Source organism: Roseovarius sp., from assembly GCF_040223625.1.
Classification (GTDB): domain Bacteria; phylum Pseudomonadota; class Alphaproteobacteria; order Rhodobacterales; family Rhodobacteraceae; genus Roseovarius.
In genome coordinates, this window is the sequence record NZ_JAVKFX010000003.1 from 69,512 (window position 1) to 90,647 (window position 21,136).

General features: G+C 66.8%; 16 protein-coding genes. 5 read left to right on the forward strand and 11 right to left on the reverse strand.

Annotation, left to right across the window (positions count from 1 at the left end; genetic code table 11):
• Position 1: 1 nt before the first annotated feature.
• The 3 genes from RLN94_RS00765 to yajC are packed head-to-tail and all read right to left on the reverse strand — an operon-like array spanning position 2 to position 3,714.
• Positions 2 to 763 (reverse strand): TSUP family transporter, encoded by a 762-nt coding sequence (locus RLN94_RS00765; RefSeq protein ID WP_350124975.1) that lies wholly within the window; start codon positions 761 to 763, stop codon positions 2 to 4.
• Complete coding sequence (gene secD, locus RLN94_RS00770) at positions 756 to 3,392, reverse strand: protein translocase subunit SecD (protein ID WP_350124978.1); 2,637 nt, start codon at positions 3,390 to 3,392, stop codon at positions 756 to 758. The genes RLN94_RS00765 and secD overlap by 8 nt, the downstream gene beginning before the upstream one ends.
• A 40-nt stretch (positions 3,393 to 3,432) precedes the next feature.
• A complete protein-coding gene (yajC, locus tag RLN94_RS00775; protein WP_300892342.1) occupies positions 3,433 to 3,714 on the reverse strand; it encodes a preprotein translocase subunit YajC in 282 nt (93 codons plus the stop codon).
• 374 nt (positions 3,715 to 4,088) lie between these two features.
• On the opposite strand from yajC, the gene serS reads away from it, so the two are divergent.
• On the forward strand, positions 4,089 to 5,381 hold the full coding sequence (gene serS, locus RLN94_RS00780) for a serine--tRNA ligase (protein ID WP_350124981.1): 1,293 nt from the start codon (positions 4,089 to 4,091) through the stop codon (positions 5,379 to 5,381).
• Between the two features lie 144 nt (positions 5,382 to 5,525).
• Here serS and RLN94_RS00785 read toward each other — a convergent pair whose 3' ends face one another.
• Together RLN94_RS00785 and RLN94_RS00790 are read right to left on the reverse strand one after the other, a co-directional pair.
• Positions 5,526 to 5,762: an EF-hand domain-containing protein gene (locus RLN94_RS00785; RefSeq protein WP_350124984.1), complete on the reverse strand. Its 237-nt coding sequence runs from the start codon at positions 5,760 to 5,762 to the stop codon at positions 5,526 to 5,528.
• A 151-nt stretch (positions 5,763 to 5,913) separates the two neighbouring features.
• Positions 5,914 to 6,906 carry a fatty acid desaturase gene (locus RLN94_RS00790; protein WP_502949413.1) on the reverse strand — a complete coding sequence of 331 codons (993 nt, stop codon included), beginning with the start codon at positions 6,904 to 6,906 and terminating at the stop codon, positions 5,914 to 5,916.
• Positions 6,907 to 7,061: 155 nt separating this feature from the next.
• Here RLN94_RS00790 and RLN94_RS00795 point away from each other — a divergent pair, with 155 nt between their 5' ends.
• Positions 7,062 to 7,760 (forward strand): TspO-related membrane protein, encoded by a 699-nt coding sequence (locus RLN94_RS00795; RefSeq protein WP_350124990.1) that lies wholly within the window; start codon positions 7,062 to 7,064, stop codon positions 7,758 to 7,760.
• An 11-nt stretch (positions 7,761 to 7,771) separates the two neighbouring features.
• Here RLN94_RS00795 and der read toward each other — a convergent pair whose 3' ends face one another.
• The 3 genes from der to RLN94_RS00810 all read right to left on the reverse strand — a co-directional run bounded on the left by der (position 7,772) and on the right by RLN94_RS00810 (position 11,328).
• Positions 7,772 to 9,229 carry a ribosome biogenesis GTPase Der gene (gene der / locus RLN94_RS00800; RefSeq protein WP_350124993.1) on the reverse strand — a complete coding sequence of 486 codons (1,458 nt, stop codon included), beginning with the start codon at positions 9,227 to 9,229 and terminating at the stop codon, positions 7,772 to 7,774.
• 50 nt (positions 9,230 to 9,279) lie between these two features.
• Positions 9,280 to 10,611 carry a PQQ-like beta-propeller repeat protein gene (locus tag RLN94_RS00805; RefSeq protein ID WP_350124996.1) on the reverse strand — a complete coding sequence of 444 codons (1,332 nt, stop codon included), beginning with the start codon at positions 10,609 to 10,611 and terminating at the stop codon, positions 9,280 to 9,282.
• Positions 10,612 to 10,677: 66 nt separating this feature from the next.
• Positions 10,678 to 11,328, reverse strand: coding sequence for a tetratricopeptide repeat protein (locus tag RLN94_RS00810; RefSeq protein WP_350124999.1), 651 nt, complete (start codon positions 11,326 to 11,328; stop codon positions 10,678 to 10,680).
• A 246-nt stretch (positions 11,329 to 11,574) separates the two neighbouring features.
• Here RLN94_RS00810 and RLN94_RS00815 point away from each other — a divergent pair, with 246 nt between their 5' ends.
• The 3 genes from RLN94_RS00815 to RLN94_RS00825 all read left to right on the forward strand — a co-directional run bounded on the left by RLN94_RS00815 (position 11,575) and on the right by RLN94_RS00825 (position 17,189).
• Positions 11,575 to 12,918 carry an efflux RND transporter periplasmic adaptor subunit gene (locus RLN94_RS00815; RefSeq protein WP_350125002.1) on the forward strand — a complete coding sequence of 448 codons (1,344 nt, stop codon included), beginning with the start codon at positions 11,575 to 11,577 and terminating at the stop codon, positions 12,916 to 12,918.
• Positions 12,915 to 16,703 carry an efflux RND transporter permease subunit gene (locus tag RLN94_RS00820; protein WP_350125005.1) on the forward strand — a complete coding sequence of 1,263 codons (3,789 nt, stop codon included), beginning with the start codon at positions 12,915 to 12,917 and terminating at the stop codon, positions 16,701 to 16,703. The genes RLN94_RS00815 and RLN94_RS00820 overlap by 4 nt, the downstream gene beginning before the upstream one ends.
• Positions 16,704 to 16,940: 237 nt before the next feature.
• Positions 16,941 to 17,189 (forward strand): VPEID-CTERM sorting domain-containing protein, encoded by a 249-nt coding sequence (locus RLN94_RS00825; RefSeq protein ID WP_350125008.1) that lies wholly within the window; start codon positions 16,941 to 16,943, stop codon positions 17,187 to 17,189.
• Here RLN94_RS00825 and xrtE read toward each other — a convergent pair whose 3' ends face one another.
• The 3 genes from xrtE to RLN94_RS00840 form a co-directional block, all read right to left on the reverse strand.
• Entirely contained in the window at positions 17,190 to 18,764 is a 1,575-nt protein-coding gene (gene xrtE / locus RLN94_RS00830; protein ID WP_350125011.1) for an exosortase E/protease, VPEID-CTERM system, read from the reverse strand.
• A 109-nt stretch (positions 18,765 to 18,873) separates the two neighbouring features.
• Positions 18,874 to 19,221, reverse strand: a complete 348-nt coding sequence (locus RLN94_RS00835; RefSeq protein ID WP_350125014.1) for a hypothetical protein — start codon at positions 19,219 to 19,221, stop codon at positions 18,874 to 18,876.
• Positions 19,222 to 19,225: 4 nt separating this feature from the next.
• Positions 19,226 to 21,049, reverse strand: a complete 1,824-nt coding sequence (locus RLN94_RS00840) for an ABCB family ABC transporter ATP-binding protein/permease (RefSeq protein ID WP_350125017.1) — start codon at positions 21,047 to 21,049, stop codon at positions 19,226 to 19,228.
• Positions 21,050 to 21,136: the final 87 nt, after the last annotated feature.

Here is a 21,136-nt window from a genome sequence, read left to right on the forward strand (position 1 = left end):
GTCAGGCCCCATTGTTCCAGACGGGCAGCCCGCTGACAACCGCCAGCCCGATCACCCCGTAGGCGGCCCAGCGGTAAAGCCGTTCGTGTTTCGGGTCAAACAGCGACTGTCCCAGCATCGTCGTGGCGGCATATGGCACCGACAGGATCGCCGCCATCAGGACGATATACAGGGTCACGTCGCCCTTCACGAACAGCGTCACAAGGATCACCACGTCGAGCGCGGCAAGGAACAGGATGGTGTTGGCCCGCACCGACTGCGCCACCGCCTGTCCCGCCAGGTAGAAGAGAATCACCACCGGCCCGGTCAGGCCGGTCATGCCGCCCACAAGGCCCGCCGCCGCCCCGATCACGAACAGCATCGGTTTCGAGACCACGCCCGAGAATCGCCAGCCCGACACCAGCGCCGCCAGCATGCCCCCGGCGATGAAGGTGACGACCCATCGCACCGTCGTCTTGTCCAGCACGTCGAGCAGCCACAGCCCCACGGGCACGGTCAGCAGCGCCGCCACGACAAGCCGGCCCACCTCGCCCCGGCTGCCCTGGTGCCACGCACGCGGCAGGACCACGGCATTGCTGGCAATCCCCGTGAGGGCAATCACCGCAACGACGATCTTCGGCTCGAGGAAGATGTTGGCAACCGGCACGAAGATCAGCGCCGTGCCGAAGCCGGAAAACCCCCTGACGATGCCCGCCACGCCGATGGCGCAGATCAGCCAGACCAGCCCCGGCGTGGCCAGGGCCTGGTTGAGTGCCTCAGGCATCCACGTCGGCGAACTGTGTCCCGGCGCCCTTGTCGGGTTTCGACCAGTCCCGCTTGACGCCGAGCCAAAGCAGGATGGTGCTGGCCACGAAGATCGAGGAATAGGTGCCCACGATCACGCCCCAGATCATCGCGAAGACAAAGCCGCGGATCACGTCGCCGCCCAGGATGAAGAGCGCCACCAGTGCCAGCAACGTGGTGACAGAGGTCATCATCGTCCGGCTGAGGGTTTCGTTGATCGAGATGTTGAGAACCTCGCTCAGCGCCTTCTTCTTGTACTTCCGCAGGTTCTCGCGCACCCGGTCGAAGACGACCACGGTGTCGTTGAGCGAGTAGCCGACGATGGTCAGAAGGGCCGCGATGATGGCCAGGTCGAACTGTATCTGCAGCTCCGAGAATATGCCGATGGTCAGCACCACGTCATGCACCAGCGCAGCCACCGCCCCCAGCGCGAACTGCCATTCGAACCTGAGCCAGATGTAGACAAGCACCGCCCCGATCGCCAGCAGCACGGCAATCACCGCCGTCTGGATCAACTCGTTCGACACTTTCGGGCCGACACTTTCGACCGAGGTGAACTCGATATCCGGTACGACCTCCTGCAGGGCCGCCTCGACCGCCTGGATGGTGTCCGCGCTCACGCTCTCCTGGTCGTCCTGCGCCTGGATGCGGATCATGGCGACGTTCTCGTCGGGTCCGAAGGTCGGGTCGAACACCTCGGTGATGGTGATGTCGCCCAGCTCGAGCTGCTGGATGGCGTCGCGATACTCGCCAATATCGATCTGTTGCTCGCTCTGCGTGCGGATGGTCGTGCCGCCGCGGAAGTCGATCCCGAAGTTCAGCCCCTGAAGCCCGAAGGACCCCAGCGCCAGCAGGATCAGCACCGCCGACACCCCCAGCGACAGCTTCCAGCGCCGGAAGAAATCCCAGTTGGTCTCTTTCGGTACCAGCCGAAGGGCACGCCCCTGCAGCACGGTCTTGGGCCGCTTGCGCTCGAACCACATGACCACCATCAGCCGGGTCACGAAGATCGCGGTGAACACCGACGTCACGATCCCGAGGCCCAGCGTGATGGCAAATCCCCTGACCGGCCCGCTGCCCATGGCAAACAGGATCACGGCCGTCATGAAGGTGGTGATATTGGCATCCGTAATCGCGCTCAGCGCCTTTTCATAACCAAGCTGGATCGCCCGGGCCGGGCCTTTGGATGTCAGCATCTCCTCGCGTATCCGCTCGAAGACAAGCACGTTGGCGTCAACCGCCATGCCGATCGTCAGGACGATCCCGGCGATCCCCGGCAAGGTCAGCGTGGCGCCGATCGTGCTGAGCAGGCCGAAGATCAGACCGACGTTGATGATCAGGGCAATATTGGCGAAAATGCCGAATATGCCGTAGCTCAAGACCATGTAGATCAGCACCAGCCCGAAGGCCGCGATACAGGCGATCTTGCCCGCCTCGATGCTGTCGGCGCCAAGCTCGGGCCCGATGGTGCGTTCCTCGAGAAACTCCAGCCCCGCGGGAAGGGCGCCGGCCCGGAGAAGGACGGCGAGGTTGGTGCTTTCCTCGACGGTGAAATCCCCGGTGATGATCCCCGAGCCGCCGGCGATATGGGCCTGGATGACCGGGGCGCTGATCACCTCCTCGTCGAGGACGATGGCGAAGGGATTGCCGACATTCGCGGCCGTGTAGTCGCCGAATTTACGGGCGCCCGACGGGTTGAACCGGAACGAGACCGCCGGGCGGCCGTTCTGATCGAAATCGGGCTGCGCATCGACAAGCTCCTCGCCGGTCACCACGGGGGCGCTTTCGAGTATGTAGTAAACGCCTTCCTGGTCGAGCGAGGGCAGGATCTCGTTGCCAGCTCCGGGGCTTTCGTCGGCGTTCGAACTGCGGCTGACGACGGGCTGGAAGGTCAACTGGGCGGTGGTGCCGATGATTTCCTTGAGCTCGGCGGCGCTGCCGATACCGGGGACCTGGATCAGGATGCGGTCCGAGCCCTGCCGCTGGATGGTGGGTTCGCGGGTGCCGACCTCGTCGATCCGGCGGCGGACGATCTCGAGCGCCTGCCGCACGGTGCGCTCATCGGTCGCGCGCTGCTCGGCCTCGCTGAGCCGCACGACGATCTCGTCGCCGTCGGTGGCGACCTCGATGTCGTTGGCGGCCGCCCCGGTGAGGCTGGTGACCGGGCGGGCCAGTTCGCGTACGACGGAGGCGGCGTACTGCACCTCGTCCGCGTTCTCGACAAGGCGGACGCGAAGTTCCGCGTTTTCAATGGGTTGCAGGCGGATCGGGCCGACGCGGTCGCGCTCTTCGCGGAGCACGTCGCGGATCTCCGGCCACATCGCCTCGATCCGGGATTCGTAGACGTCCCCCACCTGGACCTCGGCCAGGAGGTGGGCGCCGCCGCGCAGGTCGAGGCCGAGATTGACGAGGCTGGAGGGCATCCAGTCGGGCCATTGGCTGGCCTGTTCCGCCAGTTCCGGCGTCGCCTCGGTGCCGCGCTCGATGGCGGCGACGGCGTCGTTATGGGACTCGACCCGGGGGTAGAACGCGTTGGGCAGCGCCATGAACAGGCCGAGGGCCACGACCGCCCAGATGACAACGCGCTTCCACAGGTCGATCTGTACCATTATTCAGCCTTTACAACAGGATAGAGGTCGAAGCTCAGGGTCAGGATTCGGCCGGTTCGGTCTTCGAGAGAACCTGTGCCACGGTCGATTTGACAACCCGCACCTTGACCCCCTGGGCGATCTCGACCTCGATCTCGTCCTCGTCCTTGACCTTGGCGACCTTGCCGATCAGACCGCCTTGCGTGACCACCTGGTCGCCACGGCGAAGAGCGGCGACCATCGCCTTGTGTTCCTTGAGTTTTTTCTGCTGGGGCCGGATCAGCAGGAACCACATGATGGCGAAGATCAGGATGAGGGGGACGAATTGGCCAAGGGCTTCCATGCGCGCTTTCCTTGTCGGTTGAAGGCGGCCTTGGCCGCGTAAAATTTTGCGGGAACCTAAGTCCGGGGGCGGGTATTTGCAAGGCGGGAAACGGGTGTCGGTATCGCGTCGGTATAACGTCGGTATTTTGTCGGTGTTTGAGTCGGGGGTGGTGCGTGGTGAGAGGCCCCGGGTCAGGCCCGGGGCGGGTGGGTTTGAGCTGTGATCGTCCCGGCCTCCGAGCCGGGACCTCGCCCGTTGTCTGAGGCCCCGGGTCGGGCCCGGCGCGTTTCGTGCGTCGAGGATGTGGGCGAGCCGAAACCCCGCCCTACACCTCCGCGGCAAACTGGTGCATAACCCGACCCACGACTCAATCAATCCAAGGAACCAGTCCGATGCACGACATCCGCGCGATCCGTGAAAACCCTGCCCAGTTCGACGCCGCCATGGCCCGTCGGGGGGTGTCGGATGCGTCGTCGGAGATCCTGAAGGCCGATGAGGCACGCCGGGCAAGGATCCAGGCGGCGGAGACGGCGCAGGCGGAGCAGAACCGGGCCAGCAAGGAAGTGGGCGCCGCGAAGGCCAAGGGTGACGAGGCCGAGTTCGAGCGGCTGCGGGCGCTGGTGGGCGAGAAGAAGGCCGAGGTGGCGGCGATGCAGGCCGAGGCGAAGGAGCTGGACGGCGCTCTGACCGACCTGCTGATGTCGCTGCCCAACCTGCCGATGGAGGATGTGCCGGACGGCGAGGACGAGGCCGACAATGTGGAAATCCATCGCTGGGGTGAGCCGCGGGGTTTCAACTTCCAGCCCAGGGAGCATTACGAGCTCGACGGCGTGAAGCCGGGGATGGATTTCGAGACGGCGGCGAAGCTCAGCGGCTCGCGCTTCGTGGTGCTGTCGGGGGGCGTGGCGCGCATTCACCGGGCGCTGGCGCAGTTCATGCTGGACGTGCACACCGAGGAGAACGGCCTGTCGGAGACATGGACGCCGGTGCTGGTGCGCGACGAGATGATGTATGGCACCGGTCAGTTGCCGAAATTCGGCGAGGACAGCTATCGGACGACGAATGGCTGGTGGCTGGTGCCGACGGCGGAGGTGACGCTGACCAATATCGTCAACGGGTTGACGGTGGAGGAAGCCACCCTGCCCCGGCGCTACGTGGCGCATACGCAGTGCTTCCGCTCGGAAGCCGGCAGCGCCGGCAAGGACACGGCCGGGATGCTGCGGCAGCACCAGTTCGAGAAGGTCGAGATGGTGAGCGTGACGCATCCCGAGAAGAGCCGCGAGGAGCTGGACCGGATGACGGGCTGTGCGCAGGGGATCCTGGAACGGCTGGGCCTGCCCTACCGGACGATCGTGCTGTGCACGGGGGACATGGGGTTCGGCGCGCGGCGGACGCATGATATCGAGGTGTGGCTGCCGGGGCAGAACCTGTATCGCGAGATCTCGTCCTGCTCGGTCTGCGGGGATTTCCAGGCGCGGCGGATGAACGCGCGGTTCAAGCCGGCGGATGGCGGCAAGCCGCAATTCCTGCATACGCTGAACGGCTCGGGGCTGGCGGTGGGGCGGTGCCTGATCGCGGTGCTGGAGAACGGGCAGCAGGAAGACGGCTCGGTCGAGTTGCCGGAGGCGCTGCATCCGTACCTGCGCGGCAAGACGCGGTTGGGCGCGGACGGGGTGTTGGCGTAACATTCGTGGTGTCGGTGGGGCCGGGCTGAAGCCCGGCCTACGGAGCATTGATGGGGCTTTGCCCGGCCCATCAAAAAGCCCCGGAGGCTGGGGAGACCACCGGGGCAGTAGAAGGGACAGTCAGAAATAGGTTTGCGGCCGGGGTTATTCGGCCAGCACGCCGCCTTCCATGGCAGCGGCGAGCTCTTCCTCGCTCACTTCGCCGGAGGCGTCGGCATCGATCTCGACGAACTGGTCTTCGGTCAGCTCGGGGAAGGCTGCGGTCATCTCGTCCATCGAGTAGGAGCCGTTGCCGTCGGCGTCTTCCACCGCGGTTTCGGCGTGGGCCTGAACCGCGGAAACCGCCAGGATGGCGGCAAGGCACAGAGCACGGGTGATCATTTCAGGGGTCTCTCCAAGGCGGCATCTGCCGCCGAATCGAAGGCAAAATCGCCTTCGCCGCGAATCTGCCACAAAGCCCTTTTTTCGCAACGGGAATCTTCGGGTTCGGTCTGCGGCCATGAGCGCCTTTCGGCTGATCCCGGCGGGCCCGTCAGCCCGCCGCGGCCATGCTGTGGGCGCGCTCCTTCGGGAAGGGCACGAGGCGCTCGGCGTCTTCGTCCCAGAGCTTGAGCCGGAAGGAGCGGATCGCCTCGGGCCAGCGGATCACGTCGTGGCTTTTCAACTCGTCGGGCAGGTTGTTCTGGCATCTGCGGAGCATGAAGGAGGGGATCGACGGGTTGAAATGGTGCAGGTCGTGATAGGCGATGTTGCCGGTGCCGATATCCCACCAGTGGCCGAGATCGAGCGAGCTGGAGCCCACCAGCGTGGCCTTGCGGAAATCGAGGTCCGGTTTGCGGTCCCAGTAGGTTTCCTCGAAATTGTGCTGGAGGTAGACGAGGAAGACGCCGATGACGCCGGCGATGACGGCGCTGAGGCCGAGCACGACGAGGCCCGGAAGCCCGAAGGCCAGGTAGACGAGTACCACGTAGGTGGCGAGCATCAGGTTGTGGGCGATGACGCCCCCTGCCCCGACCTTGCGTGTGTTGCGGGGCCAGCGGTAGGCGATGAAATAGGTGTAGATCCCGCCCAGCGACAGCATGATGGCCGGGTTGCGGTAGAGCCGGTACCAGAGGCGGGTGAGGAACCCGGCCTCCTCCCATTCGCGCAGGGTCATGGTGTAGACCTCGGTCGTCTCGCGGTGTTCGAGGTTGCCGAGATAGGCGTGATGCAGGTTGTGGTTGTACTGCATCACCCGGAAGGGCGTGAGGGAGAAGATCGAGAGCACGTAGCCGGCCGCGTCGTTCATCCACTTGGTCTCGAACAGCGAGTGGTGGCCGCAATCGTGCTGGAGCACGTAGAGCCGGACGGAGGCGAAGGCGAGGATCACCACCATCGGCACGGAGATCCAGAGGGTGGAGGCGTGGATGGCGGCGATGGAAAGGGCCGTGCCGTAGGCGGCGAGGGAAGCGAAAAAGCTCAGCGCGCCCATCGCGTCGCTCTTGACCGCGTATTGGCGTGTGTACTCGCGTATATCAGTCATCATGTCTGTCCCGGGTCGTCAAAAACTACAGGATCGCAATTCGTTACACTGATCACTTAACTGTTATTTGGAACAGATTAATAACTTGGCAAGGGGCGTGGAATGGGAAATCGGGAAGCGCGGTTGAAGCGGCGGGATATCGCCCCAGTATTACCGACATGACCAGAATGCTTGCCATACTTGTGCTGACTGCCGCGATTGCCTTTGCCGTGTCGCCCCTGATGGTGCCGGGTTTCAACGGGTTCGAGGCGGACCAGTTCCCGGTGCCGCAGGACGACCCGCCGGCGCAGCCTGCGGGGTGGGCGTTCTCGATCTGGTTGCTGATCTATGTGTGGTTGATCGCGGGGGCCGGGTTCGGATTGCTTATGCGGGCCGATGACGGGCGGTGGGCGGCGCATCGGGGGCCGCTGTTCCTGAGCCTTGCGGTGGGGGCGGCGTGGCTTCCGGTGGCGCAGGTGTCGCCGGTGGCGGCGACGGTGATGATCTGGGTGATGCTGGGCACGGCGCTGGCGGCGCTGATGCAGGCGGGGCGGAGCGACCGGCTCTGGCTGCAGGCGCCGGTGGCGGTGTATGCCGGGTGGCTGACCGCGGCGTCCTGCGTGGCGCTGGCGCTGGTGCTGGCGGGGTATGGCGTGGTGAGCGCGCAGGTGGCGGCGCTGGGGGCCCTGGTCCTGGCGCTGGTGCTGGCCGCGGCGGTGCTGGCGATGCGGCCGGGGACGCCGGAATACGGGCTGGCGGTGATCTGGGCGCTGCTGGGCGTGGCCGTGGCCAACGCGGCACCGGTGAACGCGCCGGTGCTGGGGCTGGCCGTGGCCGGGATCGTCGGGCTGGGCGTGATGAGCTGGCGGACGGCCTGAGCCGCCCGGCCTTACTTGTCTTTCAGGTGTTTGCGCAGGCGCGAGGGCGTGGATTTCTTCTTGCCCTTGTAGGGGTTCTTGTCGGCCTGCGAGCGCATGTGCAGGCGGATGGGGGTGCCGGGCATGTCGAAATCGTCGCGCAGCCCGTTGATGAGGTAGCGCGAGTAGCTTTCGGGGAGTTTTTCCGGCAGCGAGCACATGACGACGAAGCCGGGCGGCCGGGTTTTCGCCTGGGTCATGTAGCGCAGCCTGATGCGGCGGCCGCCGGGGGCGGGCGGCGGGTGCGCCTCGAGCATGCCGGTGAGCCAGCGGTTGAGGCGGGCGGTCGAGACGCGGCGGTTCCAGACGTCATGGGCCTTTTCGACGGCGGCGCGGAGGCGGTCGAGCCCCTGCCCCGTCTTGGCGGACACGGTGACGAGCGGCGCGCCGCGAAGCTGCGGCAGGAGGCGGTCGAAGGCCTCGCGCAGGTCGCGGAGCTTCTGCTGCTTCTCGGTCTCGATATCCCACTTGTTGACGGCGACGACCACGGCGCGGCCCTCGCGCTCGGCCAGGTCGGCGATGCGAAGGTCCTGCTGTTCGAAGGGGATGGCCGCGTCGAGCAGGACGACGACCACCTCGGCGAACTTGACCGCGCGCAGGCCGTCGGAGACCGAGAGCTTCTCGAGCTTGTCCTGCACGCGGGCCTTCTTGCGCATGCCCGCGGTGTCGAAGATGCGGACCGGCAGGCCCTCCCAGTCGAGCTTGAGCGAGATGGCATCGCGGGTGATCCCGGCCTCGGGGCCGGTGAGCAGGCGATCTTCGCCCAGTATCTTGTTGATAAGGGTGGATTTTCCGGCATTGGGCCGGCCCACCACGGCGACCTGAAGCGGACGCTCGGCGGTGGGGCGGCGGATGCCGTCCTCTTCCGCCTCGGTCTCGGCCTCGTCGAGGGTGATGTCGGTATCCGGTGCCTCGGCCGCGGCGCGCTTGGCGAATGCATCGGCCAAGGGCATCAGGTGCGTGTAGATGTCGTTCATGCCTTCGCCATGTTCGGCGGAGAGGCGGACGGGCTCGCCGAGGCCCAGCGAATAGGCCTCGATCACGCCGGCATCGGCGGCGGAGCCTTCGGCCTTGTTGGCGGCGAGGATCACGTGGTCACAGCGCTTGCGCAGGATGTCGGCGAAAAGCTCGTCGGTGGGGGTAACCCCGGTGCGGGCGTCGATCAGGAAGAGGCAGACATCGGCCATGTCGACCGCGCGCTCGGTCAGCTTGCGCATCCGGCCTTCGAGCGAGGCGTCGGTGGCCTCTTCCAGCCCGGCGGTGTCGATCACGGTGAAGCGCAGGTCGCCCAGCCGCCCCTCGCCCTCGCGCAGGTCGCGGGTGACGCCGGGCTGATTGTCGACCAGCGCCAGACGCTTGCCGACGAAACGGTTGAACAGCGTGGACTTGCCCACGTTCGGGCGGCCCACGATGGCGAGGGAGAACGTCATTTACCTATGCTCCAAAGCGGATCAAGCCGCCCTGTTAACGCATTCCGCGGTCAACGGAAAGCCAGCAATTGCCCCTGCGTGGAGACGACGTAGAGGGTTCTGCCCGCGACGACCGGTTCGGTGGTGGCGCCGCCCGGCAGCTCGACGGAGCCCAGCGACTGGCCGTTCTGCGGGTTGAAGAAGCGCATCAGCCCGTCATTGGAGGCGATGATCAGCCGTCCGCCGGCGATGATCGGGCCGTGATGGGCGTAGATCTCGTTCTGGCGGCGGGGCTTGGCATTGGTGAAGAAGGGCAGCTTGCGGGCCCAGAGGCGGCTGCCGTCGCGGGCCGAGAGGCGCAGAAGCTCGTTGCGATCGGAGACCATGAAGATCGAGTCGCCCGCCGGCCAGACCGGGTTGAGCGGGCCGTCGGGTGCCGTCCAGAGCCGTTCGCCGTTGCCGATGTCGAGCGCGACGGTGCGCCCGGCGTGGCTGCCGACATAGACGGTGTTGCCCTCGATCACCGGGTCGGTGGTGATGTCGGTGACGCTGCCGGTGCCGAAACCGAGGCGGCGCCCGGCAACCTGGGCATCCCAGCGGCGCAGGCCGCCCTTGCGGAAGGCGCCCTGGACCTGGCCCGATCCGAAGGCGAAGACGGCGTACTTGCTGGAAATCGCCGGTGCGGGCGCGCCAAGCACATTGTTGCGGTCGGCCGTGCCGCTCAGTTGCCACTTGATGCGGCCATTGTTGGCGTCGAGCGCCCAGCCGATCTCGTCGCCCGAGACGAGGTAGACCAGCCCGTCATAGACGGTCGGGCTGCCAGTGCCGGTGGTGCGCAGGTCCTGTTGCCAGACCTCGGCACCGGTGGCGGCGTCGAGCGCGGTCATCAGGCCGAAACCGGAGGAGACGAAGACCTTGCCTGCCCCGTAGGCGAGCCCGCCGCCGCTGGCGTCGGAGCCGGAATCGTTGGGCGGGGTGAGGTCGCGGGTCCACAGGAGCTGGCCCGAGGTGGAGACGGCGCTGACGCGGGCCTCCGAATCGAGGGTGAAGATGCGGCCGCCGGCCACCACGGGATCGGCGTTGATGCGATTGCGCTTGCCGTCGCCGGCGCCGATATCGACCGACCAGGCCAGGCGGGGCGTGGGGCCGAGCGCGGGGTGCGCGGTGCGGGTCGCGGGGCTGGCGATGCTTTGGGTCCAGTCGGTGTTGGCGCGGGTGGCCGGCAGGCTGAGCGGCGGGGCCGCGGCCGGCGCCTGGTTCGAGGCCAGCGTGGTTTCGACGTTGCCCTCGGACAGGACGGCGTCGATATTCTCGCGCTCGCCGGTCAGGATGACCTCTTTTTTTTCGCAGGCCGCCAGCAGGACGATGCCCGCCAGTCCAAGAGAAATCGCAGTTCGTTTCAACGCTTTCGCCCCCGTCTTTGGTGCGTGCCGCCGGGCCGGGCCCGGCTAATATACATCAAGACCGCCCTATGCGGCCGGCTCCTCACCCAGAGCCACAATCACTTGCCCGGCGCGTTGGCGCAAGCCTGCCGTTGCCTCGGCATCTTCGACGATCCGCTGAAGCCGTTCAAGGGCGGCGTCGCGGTTGCCCTGTTCGAGGTCGAGCAGGGCCAGTTGTTCCTCGGCCAGCAGGCGGACGAGGCCGCCGGTGCCGGCCAGCGCCTCGAGCCGGGCGCGGCGGTCTTCGACGCTGAGGCCGGAGTCCTGGATGGTGACGGCCTTGAGCGTGGCGAGTTGGCGGTAGACCATCGGCACGCCCTGGCTGTCGGCCATGGTCAGGAGGCGCTCTGCGGCGGCTTCGGGGTTCTCGGAGCCCTGTTCCGCGGCGGTGAGCAGCGCCAGGACGGCGCGGCCGCCGTCGGAGGGGGCGTCGATGGCGGCGAGCGCCTCGGCCCGGGCGGCGCGTTCCGGTTCGTTGAGGGCGGCGAGGATGGCGTCGCCGAAGGCCTGGGCCTGTTGCCGTGTCTGGGCCTTCTGCCATTCGTACCAGCCGGCGGCGCCGACGAGCAGGACCACGGCGAGAATCGCGATCCAGCCGTAGCGGCGGACGTAACGGTAAAGCCGCTCGCGGCGGACCTCTTCGGAAACCTCGTTGATGAAACTGTCGCTGTCGCTCACGCTGCCTCGCGCCTGTTGTGTCTGTGCCCTTCGTGGTCCGGGCCGGTCGCCCCCTCTTACAGTGTGCGCCGGGCGCTGCCAAGAGGCGCGCGGTGTTGCCGGACGGCCCCGGATTTGTACGTCTTGAACCTCGCCGTCAAAAACCTTAAACTGAACTGGTTGGTTCAGGTTAAGGAGCCGTTGCAAAATGGGCCCGGCGCCCCATGTGACGTCCGTTCGGGCCCGGTCTGTGCAGAAAGTTGATATATGCGACTGTTTCCTATCCTGGCGGCCCTGCTGGTGATTGCGGCCATCTACGCGTTCGTCTTCGAGCGGGATCGGGTGCTTGCCCTGTTGCCGGAACCGGCCGCGGAAGAGGTCGAGCAGGCCACCGAGGCGGCCGAAGGGGCGGAGGCCACGGCCGACGCGGAGGTCGAGGACGGCGAGCCTGCGGACGGTGTGAGCGTGGTGGCGGTGCATTCCAAGGCGCGGCCGATCGATCGGGCGGTGGTGGTGCGCGGCCAGACCGAGGCGGACCGGCAGGTGGAATTGCGGGCCGAGACCTCGGGCCAGGTGGTGTCGGAGCCGCTGCGCAAGGGCAATTTCGTCGAAGAGGGTGACGTTCTGTGCGAGCTCGATCCGGGCACGCGGGAGTCGGTGCTGGCCGAGGCCGAGGCGCGGCTGGCCGAGGCCAAGGCCCGGGTGCCCGAGGCGCAGGCGAAGCAGCCCGAGGCCGAGGCACGGGTGGAAGAGGCCGAGGCGCGGGTGACGGAGGCGGAATCGCGGCTGGCCGAGGCGGAGATCAACGCCAATGCCGCGAGCCGGCTGAGCGAGGATGGATACGCGCCGCAGACGCGGGTGGCCGCGACGGAGGCCGCCGTGCGCGGCGCCGAGGCGGGGATCGTGAGCGCGCGGGCCGGGCTGCGGGCCGCGGAATCGGGGCTGGATACGGTCGCCGCGAATATCGAGGCCGCCAAGGCAGGCGTGCAGAGCGCGGAGGCCGCCGTGGCGTCGGCCAAGCGGGAAATCCGGCAGTTGCAGATCATCGCGCCCTTCTCGGGCCTGTTGGAGAGCGACAGCGCCGAGCGGGGCAGCCTGTTACAGCCGGGCAGCCTGTGCGCGACGGTGATCCGGCTCGATCCGATGATGCTGGTGGGGTTTGTTCCGGAGACGGCGGTGAGCCGGGTCGAGATGGGGGCGAAGGCCACGGCGGAGCTGGCCTCGGGCGAGACGGTCGAGGGCGAGGTGGTGTTCATCTCGCGCGCCGCGGACGAGACGACGCGGACCTTCCGGGTGGATATCCGGGTGCCGAACCCCGAGTTGACCCTGCGGGACGGGCAGACGGCCGAGATCGAGATTGCCGCCGAGGGCACGACGGCGCATTTGCTGCCCACCTCGGCGATGACGTTGAATGACAAGGGCACGCTGGGCGTGCGCACGGTGGGCGAGGACCGGAACGTGGCCTTCGTGCCGGTGAGCCTGCTGCGGGATACGCCCAATGGCGCGTGGCTGGGCGGGCTGCCCGAGGAGGCCGCCGTGATCGTGATTGGGCAGGAATACGTGACCGAAGGCGTCAAGGTGGCGCCCACGTTCCGAGAGGTCGGGCAATGACGGGTATCGTCGATTGGGCCGCGTCACGGGCGCGGATGGTCGTGGCGTTCATCGTGCTGTCGATCCTTGCCGGGTCGATGGCCTATGTCGGGCTGCCCAAGGAAGGCGAGCCGGATATCGAGATCCCTGCCCTCTTCGTGTCGGTGCAGTTCCCGGGCATTTCCGCCGAGGACAGCGAGAAGCTTCTGGTCAAGGTGATGGAGACCGAGCTTTCCGACCTTGATGGGCTGAAGACCATGACAGGCACCGCGGCGGAGAATTACGCCGGGGTGGCGCTGGAATTCGAGTTCGGCTGGGACAAAACCAAGATCATGGCCGACGTGCGCGATTCCATGAACGCGGCCGAGGCCGAGTTTCCGGACGGGGCCGAGAAGTACACGATTTCCGAGATCAACTTCTCGGAATTCCCGATCATCATCGTGAACCTGTCGGGCGATGTGCCCGAGCGGACCATGGCGCATCTCGCCAAGGATCTGCAGGACCGGCTGGAGGGCCTCGAGCCGGTGCTGGAGGCCGGGATCGCGGGCAACCGCGACGAGATGGTCGAGGTGGTGATCGACCCGCTGCGGCTGGAGGCGTACAACGTCACCGCGATCGAGCTGATCAACGTGGTGCAGAACAACAACCAGCTGATCGCGGCGGGCGAGGTCGATACCTCGGAAGGGGCGTTCTCGGTCAAGATCCCGTCTTCGTTCGACGAGACGCGGGACATCTATGACCTGCCGGTGAAGACCAATGGCGACCGGGTGGTGACACTGGGGGACCTGGCGACGATCAACCTGACCTTCGAGGACCGGGTGGGCACGGCGCGGTTCAACGGCGAGAACACCGTCGCGCTTCAGGTGGTCAAGCGGAAGGGGTTCAACATCATCGACACCGCGGCGCTGATCCGCGAGACGGTGGCGGAGGCGGAAGAGACCTGGCCCGAGCAGTTGCGGGCCGTCGTGCAGGTCGGCACGTCGAACGACCAGTCGCGGATCATCGAGTCGATGGTCAGCCAGCTTGAAGGCTCGGTGCTGACGGCCATCGCGCTGGTGATGATCGTGACGCTGGCCGCGCTTGGCATCCGCCCTGCCCTGCTGGTGGGGTTTGCCATTCCGACCTCGTTCCTGTTGTGCTTTGCGCTGCTGGCGGTGATGGGCGTGTCGGTGTCGAACATCGTGATGTTCGGGCTGATCCTGGCGGTGGGGATGCTGGTGGATGGCGCCATCGTGGTGGTGGAGTACGCCGACAAGCGCATCGCCGAGGGCGAAGGGCCGATGCATGCCTATGTGGCCGCCGCCAAGCGGATGTTCTGGCCGGTGGTGAGTTCGACCGCGACGACCTTGTGCGCCTTTCTGCCCATGCTTTTCTGGCCGGGTGTGCCGGGGCAGTTCATGGGGATGCTGCCGGTGACGCTGATCTTCGTGCTGTCGGCCTCGTTGCTAGTGGCGTTGATCTACCTGCCGGTGATGGGCGGGGTGACGGGGCGGATCGAGCGGTGGTTCGACAACCGCATCCGGCAGATCGCGCACGGGTTCTGGCTGTGGCACATCCTGCTGTTCCCGATCGCGGCAGTGGCCGTGGCGGCGGCGGGTGCGCTGGCGCCGGTGCTGCTGGGGATGGTGAACGCGCAGTTCGGGCAGATGGACGGCGGCAATATCCTGGGCTCGGTCGTGCCGACGCTGGCGACGGTGTTCGTGCTTCTGCTTGGCGTGGTGGCCCTGGCCGCGACCGGGGTGTCGGGGGTGGTGGCCATCCTGCTGGGGCTGATGGCGGTGTTCCGGCGGGTGAAATACGGGATGCGCTGGGTCGGCGGCAAGGTCATGCCCCGGCGCGAGGGCAAGGTGAAGGCAGGCTATCGGCGGACGCTGTTCGGCTCGTGCATCCACCTAATCGCGGGCAACCCGGTGGCGCCGCTGCTGGCCTTCTGCGCGATCTTCGTCTTCGTGGGCTCGGTGCTGCTTTATTACATGAACAACAACAACGGCACGGAGTTCTTCGTGGAATCCGAGCCGGAGAATGCCATCGCCTATGTCAAGGCACGCGGCAACCTGTCGATCGAGCAGAAAAGTGCGCTGGTCGAGGAGGCCGAGCAGGTTGTGCTTGCCCATCCCAACGTGCTGAGCGCCTTTGCCTTTGCCGGGGAAAGCGGGCTGAACAACAACACCGGCGGCGCGCAGCCGCCGCTCGATACGATCGGGCAGGTGCAGTTCGAAATCGTCAAGTGGGAGGACCGGCCGACCACGACCGAGACGTGGTTCACCATCCCCTTCATCGGCTACGAGGTGCAGCGTACCGTGCTGGACCCGGCGGCCGATGGCGACCTGACGATCGATCAGCTGACCGCCTCGCTGCGCGAGATACCGGGTATCCAGTTCGAGATCCTGTCGCTGGAACAGGGCCCGGCCTCGGCCAAGCCGGTGCATCTCAGGATCAAGGGCGATGACTGGGAGACGCTGAAGGCGTTCACCGAGGAAGCGCGGGAGAAGTTCGACGAGACGCGGGGCCTGACTCTGGTGGAGGACACGCTGCCCCTGCCCGGCATCGACTGGCAGATCGACGTGGATGTCGAGAAGGCGGGCCGGTACGGGGCGGACGTGGCGACCGTGGGCGCGATGGTGCAGCTCGTGACGCGGGGGATCCTGCTGGACACGATGCGGGTGCCGTCGTCGGACGAGGAGATCGAGATCCGGGTCAGGCTTCCGGAGGAAGACCGGGTTCTGAGCACGCTGGATACGCTGAAGGTGCGTACCGATGACGGGCTGGTGCCGCTGTCGAACTTCATCACCCGCAAGCCGGTGCAGAAGCTGGCGCAGATCGACCGGGTCGACCAGACGCGGTTCTTCGACGTGAAGGCGGCGGTGCAGGAAGGGCTGACCAAGACGGTGACCGACGAGAGCGGCGACAGCCAGGAGGTGCCGGTCAACGCCAACGAGCGGATCGCGACGCTGACCGAATGGCTGGAGAGCGGCGTGCTGCCGGCCGGGGTCGAGTATGAATGGACCGGCGACCAGGAGGACCAGGAGGAATCCGGGGCCTTCCTGCAGCAGGCGTTCCTCGGGGCGCTGGGGCTGATGTTCATCATCCTGCTGGCGCAGTTCAACAGCGTCTACAACGCGGTTCTGGTGCTGCTGGCGGTGGTGCTGTCGACCACGGGCGTGCTGATCGGGATGCTGGTGATGAACCAGCCCTTCTCGATCATCATGACGGGCACGGGGATCGTGGCGCTGGCCGGGATCGTGGTGAACAACAATATCGTGCTGATCGACACCTACCAGGAGTTCAGCCGTTACATGCCGCGGATCGAGGCGATCACGCGCACGGCCGAGGCGCGGATCCGGCCGGTGCTGCTGACGACGATCACGACGATGGCGGGGCTGGCGCCGATGATGTTCGGGCTGAGCCTCGATTTCATTGGCGGGGGGTACACGGTGAACAGCCCCACGGCGCTTTGGTGGAAGCAACTGGCGACCGCGGTGGTCTTCGGGCTGGGGATCGCGACGGTGCTGACGCTGATCTTTACGCCGTCGATGCTGGCGCTGAGGGTGTGGACGACGACCTATGTCACGTGGTTCGCGCGGCTGATGGCGAAGCTGTCGCTGGGCCGGACGAGCCGGGCGGCGCAGGACTGGGTTCTCAACCGCGAGGCGCGGCGTCTGAAGGCGCCGGAGATCATCTGGGGCGACGAGCGCGAGGCCAGGGACGGGTTCGAGGGGGACATGGGCGATGACGGCCCCAGCCTCGATGCGTTCCGCAAAGTGCTGGGCGCGCGGGGCAGCAAGCCGTTGAAGGCGGCCGAGTAGGCGAATCACTTATCGGATGCCTTCGGGCGGGCGGGTCGGACCGGGGCCGTGCCTGAATTTTGCCTTTTTTCGCATCGCTTTACGGCGTTCGGGAGAACAGTATTTCCGGCAGGCGCAGCATTGTTCGCGAAAGGCGCACAATCGGAGAAAAACCTCACCCAGGCGGCCGGGAATGTGGCAATACCATGGCGGGATGAAAGTGTTTAATTAGTGTTAAAGCACGAGGAAGGGTGAACCATGAAACGCATCATGATGACAGTGGGGACCGCGACGACGATGTACCTGTCGACCGCCGCGGTGGTGTCGGCGCAGAGCTGGAGCGACTATCTTTGCAGCCGCTACGGGATCTATTGCGGCGGCTCGGGCGGCCACAACAACACGACCCCGGCGCCGGAAATCGACGTGTCGAGCGGCGCGCTGGCGCTGGCGGCCGTGGGCGCGATGCTGATCCTGGCGTGGGAAATCAAGCGCCGCCGCAGCGCCTGATCAGATCAGGCCCCAGTCGCCACGCCACGCCGCGACAGCGGCGATGAGCGCATTGGCAATGGCATGGGCGGCGATCGCGTCAGCGAGCCGCCCGCGCCGCAGGACCAGCAGCGCGAAGATGACGCCGGCGATGCCGGCCTCGAGATAGCGGCCGTGCAGCGCCGCGAAGGCGGCGGTGGGCACGACAATGGCAAGCGCCTTGCCCGGCCAGCCGCCGATATCGAGCCGCGATTGCAGGTAGCCCCGGAAAAACAGTTCTTCGATGACCGGCACGAACAGCACTGTGCCGGCGATGCGCGTCATGGCCCAGAGCAGGAAGGCCCAGAGCGGCAGCGCCATCAGCGCCTCTGACGTCGCTTCCGCCTCGGGCGCCATGGCGAGCCAGCCGATGCCGATGGCAAGGCCTGCCAGCACGGAAACCATGTCGGGCCATTGGGCATAGCGCACAAGCACCGCCCTGCCCCACCAGAGCGCGCCGAACATCAGCGCCGCCTGCACCGGGTAGGCGAGTTCCGGCGCGGTCCAGAAGGTCTGGGCGATGACGCCGGAGACCATGAAGACAATGAAGGGGATGAGCTTGACCGCCGTGTCGTCCTGCGCAAGCGGGGTCGTCGGAGCGGCAGATACGGCGGTGTCCTTGCGGAGCCAGGAGATGCGGCTGGCCGCGACCAGCACGCCGAAGGCCAGCAGCATGAAGAAGAGCCAGCCCGCGAAGCTGTGGAAGCCGTTCTGCGCCAGCGTGGGCGAGACGCGGTCGCCGATCAGGATCAGCAGGGTGATGCGGATGATGTTGAGCAACCAGCTCAGCGCCAGCGCAATGGGCAGGATCACGCCCCAGAAACGGCCCATGCGGAGCGTGTCGCGGAAGAGCCAGGCGTAGATGCCCATGAAGGCGGTGATCAGGGCGAAGCCTTCGATGCCCGAACAGGAATCGGCGACGGAGACGAGGAAATCGGGCGTGCCGATGACCTGGAAGGGCGGCGCCATGACCATGTCGTCGGCGACGAGCGACATCAGCAGCACGACGCCCTGGAAGGTGGTTTCGGTCAGGATGTTCCAGTACCAGAGCGGGCCCAGCAGCGCGGCGATGTCGGGCAGAAGGAAGGCCAGCACGGCGATGACCAGAAGCGTGCCGGTGCGGCCCTGGAGCCATCGCTGCCAGTCGCGGGGCGCGGCGAGCCAGAAGAGCCCTGCCAGCATGGCGGTGAGCGCGCCGGCGGTCAGGACGGGGAAGACATAGCCGAACAGGTCGTTGAGGTCGCGCGGTGCGATGACGAAGAGCGGAACGAAAACGGCGGCGAAGGCGGCGGCGTGCAGCAGGACCCAAGGCGTGCCGCCATCGCGGCCGCGGGCCATGCGGGCGAAGCCGTGGCGGGCCGAGGGTGCGGCCCAGAGGTAGACGCCGATCAGCGCGGCGAGGCACATGGCGCGCACCACCGCCCCGCGCAGACCGCGGCAGGCGGCTTCGATCGGCGTCAGGCGGCATTCGACCGAGGCCAGCACCTGAAAGGCCAGCATGATCAGCACCATCTCGACGGCGAAAAGGCCGCAAATCCAGATTGCCCGTTTCGGCATGTTGCTCTTGTCCGCTCGGTTCTTGTCGCCTCAGGCGGTAGGCGCGAATCCTGTTGAAATCATGGCAGGTCTCGGGTGTTTTCGGTTCGGATCGGGGAGGACGGCCCGGTCAGCCCTTCCCCTCGGCCCTGTCCCGGGTTTCGGCGTCGAGCCCGGCCCACCAGTCGGCATAGCTGGTGTTCTTCGGGTGGCGTCGGCCTTCGTCGGGGGCGCCGTCATCCCACCAGACCGGCCCGCGTTCCCCCAGCCGGTGCTTGGCGGCGTCGACATCGGCCCGGGCCGCGCGTTCGGCCTCGGGCGTCTCGGCCATCTGCACCGCCCGGCGGGCCTGCATCAGCGCCTTGACCGCCGCGCGGCGGGTGCTGTCGTCGAGCGACGGGTCGGTGCAGCGCCAGAGGCGGCCATGGGTGACGAAATAGCGGCCATCGGGCGTGGTGAGGCGTTCCTTGCGGGCCATGGGCCTATTCCGCCGCGAGGTCGCGTTCGCTGGCCTGACGGCGCCAGAGCCCGGCATAGCGGCCGTCGTGAAGAAGCAGTTCGGTGTGGCTGCCTTCCTCGACGATCCGGCCGTCTTCCAGCACGATGATCCGGTCGGCATCGGCGACGGTCGAGAGGCGGTGGGCAATGGTGATGACGGTGCGCCCCTGCCCGGCGCGGCGGAGCGCTTCCTGGATGCCCTGCTCGGTCTCGGTGTCGAGCGCGCTGGTGGCCTCGTCGAGCAGCAGGATCGGCGGGTTCTTCAGCAGGGTGCGGGCGATGCCGACGCGCTGTTTCTCGCCGCCGGAGAGCTTCAGCCCGCGTTCGCCGACGGTGGTGTCGTAGCCCTCGGGAAGGCTGGCGATGAAGTCGTGGATCTGGGCGGATTTCGCCGCGGCCTCGACCTCGGCCCGGGTGGCGCCTTCGCGGCCATAGGCGATGTTGTAGCCTATGGTGTCGTTGAAGAGCACGGTGTCCTGCGGGACCACGCCGATGGCGTCGTGCAGGCTGTCTTGCGTCACGTCGCGCACGTCCTGCCCGTCGATCATCAGGGCGCCGCCGGCCACGTCGTAGAAGCGGAAGAGCAGCCGGCCGATGGTGGATTTGCCCGAGCCCGAGGGGCCGACGATAGCGACGGTCTGGCCCGCCGGGACGGTCAGGCTGACGCCCTTGAGGATCGGGCGGTCGGGCTCGTAGCCGAAGGTGACGTCATCGAGTTCGACGGTGCCGCCGGTGACCTTGAGCGCGCCTGCGCCGGGCTTGTCGCGCACGTCCGGGTCCTGTTCCAGAAGGCCGAACATTTCGCCCATGTCGACGAGGGCCTGGCGGATTTCGCGGTAGACCGTGCCGAGGAAGTTGAGCGGCATGGTGATCTGGATCATGTAGGAATTGACCATGACGAAATCGCCCACGGTCATGGCGCCCGATTGCACGCCGGTGGCGGCCATGACCATGACGATGACCAGCCCGCCGGTGATCAGCAGCGCCTGGCCCACGTTGAGGAAGGCCAGCGAATAGGAGGTCTGGATCGCCGCTTCCTGGTAGCCTTCCATCGCCTTGTCGTAGCGGTCGGCCTCGCGCTGTTCGGCGCCGAAATACTTGACGGTCTCGAAGTTGAGCAGGCTGTCGATGGCCTTCTGGTTGGCGTCGGTGTCCTGGTCGTTCATGCGTTTGCGCTGTTTCACCCGCCATTCGGTGACCTTGAAGGTGAAGAGCACGAACAGGCCGATGACGCCAGCGACGACGACGAGATACCATATGTCGAAGAGGGTCCAGAGGACGATGCCGATCATCAGGAGTTCGAGGACCAGCGGGCCGATGGAGAAGACGAGGAAGCGGAGCAGGAATTCGACGCCCTTCACGCCCCGCTCGATGATGCGGGAGAGGCCGCCGGTCTTGCGGGTGATGTGGTAGCGCAGCGACATGGCGTGGATGTGCCGGAAGGTGCGCAAGGCGAGCTTGCGCAGCGCCCGTTGGGCGACGCGGGCGAAGAGCACGTCGCGGAGCTGCTGGAAGCCGGTGTTCATGAGCCGCGCCATGCCGTAGGCGACGGTGAGGCCCACGGCGCCGATGGCGAGCATCCAGGCCTCGGACTGGCTTTCACCGGCGAGCGAGTCGACCGCACCCTTGTAGAGAAGCGGCGTGCCGACGGCGACGAGCTTGGCGCAGATCAGGGCCGCGAGGGCGAGGACCACGCGCCATTTGACCCAGCCCTCGCCCCTGGGCCAGAGGTAGGGGGCGACCTGGCGGATCGTCTTCCAGCCGTTCTTGGGCGGCTCTGTGGTGGTCAGGGTTCTGCGGCGGCGCATTCGGTCACTTCTTCGAGGCGTTGGCCACAGATAGGCCGGGCACGGCGGGGAGGCCAGTGCGAATGCGCGCACAGGGGGGTGTTCGTG

Excerpts from the sequence above, each read along its gene's own strand:
- RLN94_RS00785 (WP_350124984.1), bottom strand. The coding sequence starts at position 5,762 with ATGATCACCCGTGCTCTGTGCCTTGCCGCCATCCTGGCGGTTTCCGCG.
- RLN94_RS00835 (WP_350125014.1), bottom strand. The coding sequence starts at position 19,221 with ATGGCCCGCAAGGAACGCCTCACCACGCCCGATGGCCGCTATTTCGTC.
- RLN94_RS00820 (WP_350125005.1), top strand. The coding sequence starts at position 12,915 with ATGACGGGTATCGTCGATTGGGCCGCGTCACGGGCGCGGATGGTCGTG.
- RLN94_RS00840 (WP_350125017.1), bottom strand. The coding sequence starts at position 21,049 with ATGCGCCGCCGCAGAACCCTGACCACCACAGAGCCGCCCAAGAACGGC.
- RLN94_RS00815 (WP_350125002.1), top strand. The coding sequence starts at position 11,575 with ATGCGACTGTTTCCTATCCTGGCGGCCCTGCTGGTGATTGCGGCCATC.
- der (WP_350124993.1), bottom strand. The coding sequence starts at position 9,229 with ATGACGTTCTCCCTCGCCATCGTGGGCCGCCCGAACGTGGGCAAGTCC.
- secD (WP_350124978.1), bottom strand. The coding sequence starts at position 3,392 with ATGGTACAGATCGACCTGTGGAAGCGCGTTGTCATCTGGGCGGTCGTG.
- RLN94_RS00790 (WP_502949413.1), bottom strand. The coding sequence starts at position 6,906 with ATGATGACTGATATACGCGAGTACACACGCCAATACGCGGTCAAGAGC.
- RLN94_RS00765 (WP_350124975.1), bottom strand. The coding sequence starts at position 763 with ATGCCTGAGGCACTCAACCAGGCCCTGGCCACGCCGGGGCTGGTCTGG.
- serS (WP_350124981.1), top strand. The coding sequence starts at position 4,089 with ATGCACGACATCCGCGCGATCCGTGAAAACCCTGCCCAGTTCGACGCC.
- yajC (WP_300892342.1), bottom strand. The coding sequence starts at position 3,714 with ATGGAAGCCCTTGGCCAATTCGTCCCCCTCATCCTGATCTTCGCCATC.
- RLN94_RS00795 (WP_350124990.1), top strand. The coding sequence starts at position 7,062 with ATGACCAGAATGCTTGCCATACTTGTGCTGACTGCCGCGATTGCCTTT.
- xrtE (WP_350125011.1), bottom strand. The coding sequence starts at position 18,764 with ATGCCGAAACGGGCAATCTGGATTTGCGGCCTTTTCGCCGTCGAGATG.
- RLN94_RS00825 (WP_350125008.1), top strand. The coding sequence starts at position 16,941 with ATGAAACGCATCATGATGACAGTGGGGACCGCGACGACGATGTACCTG.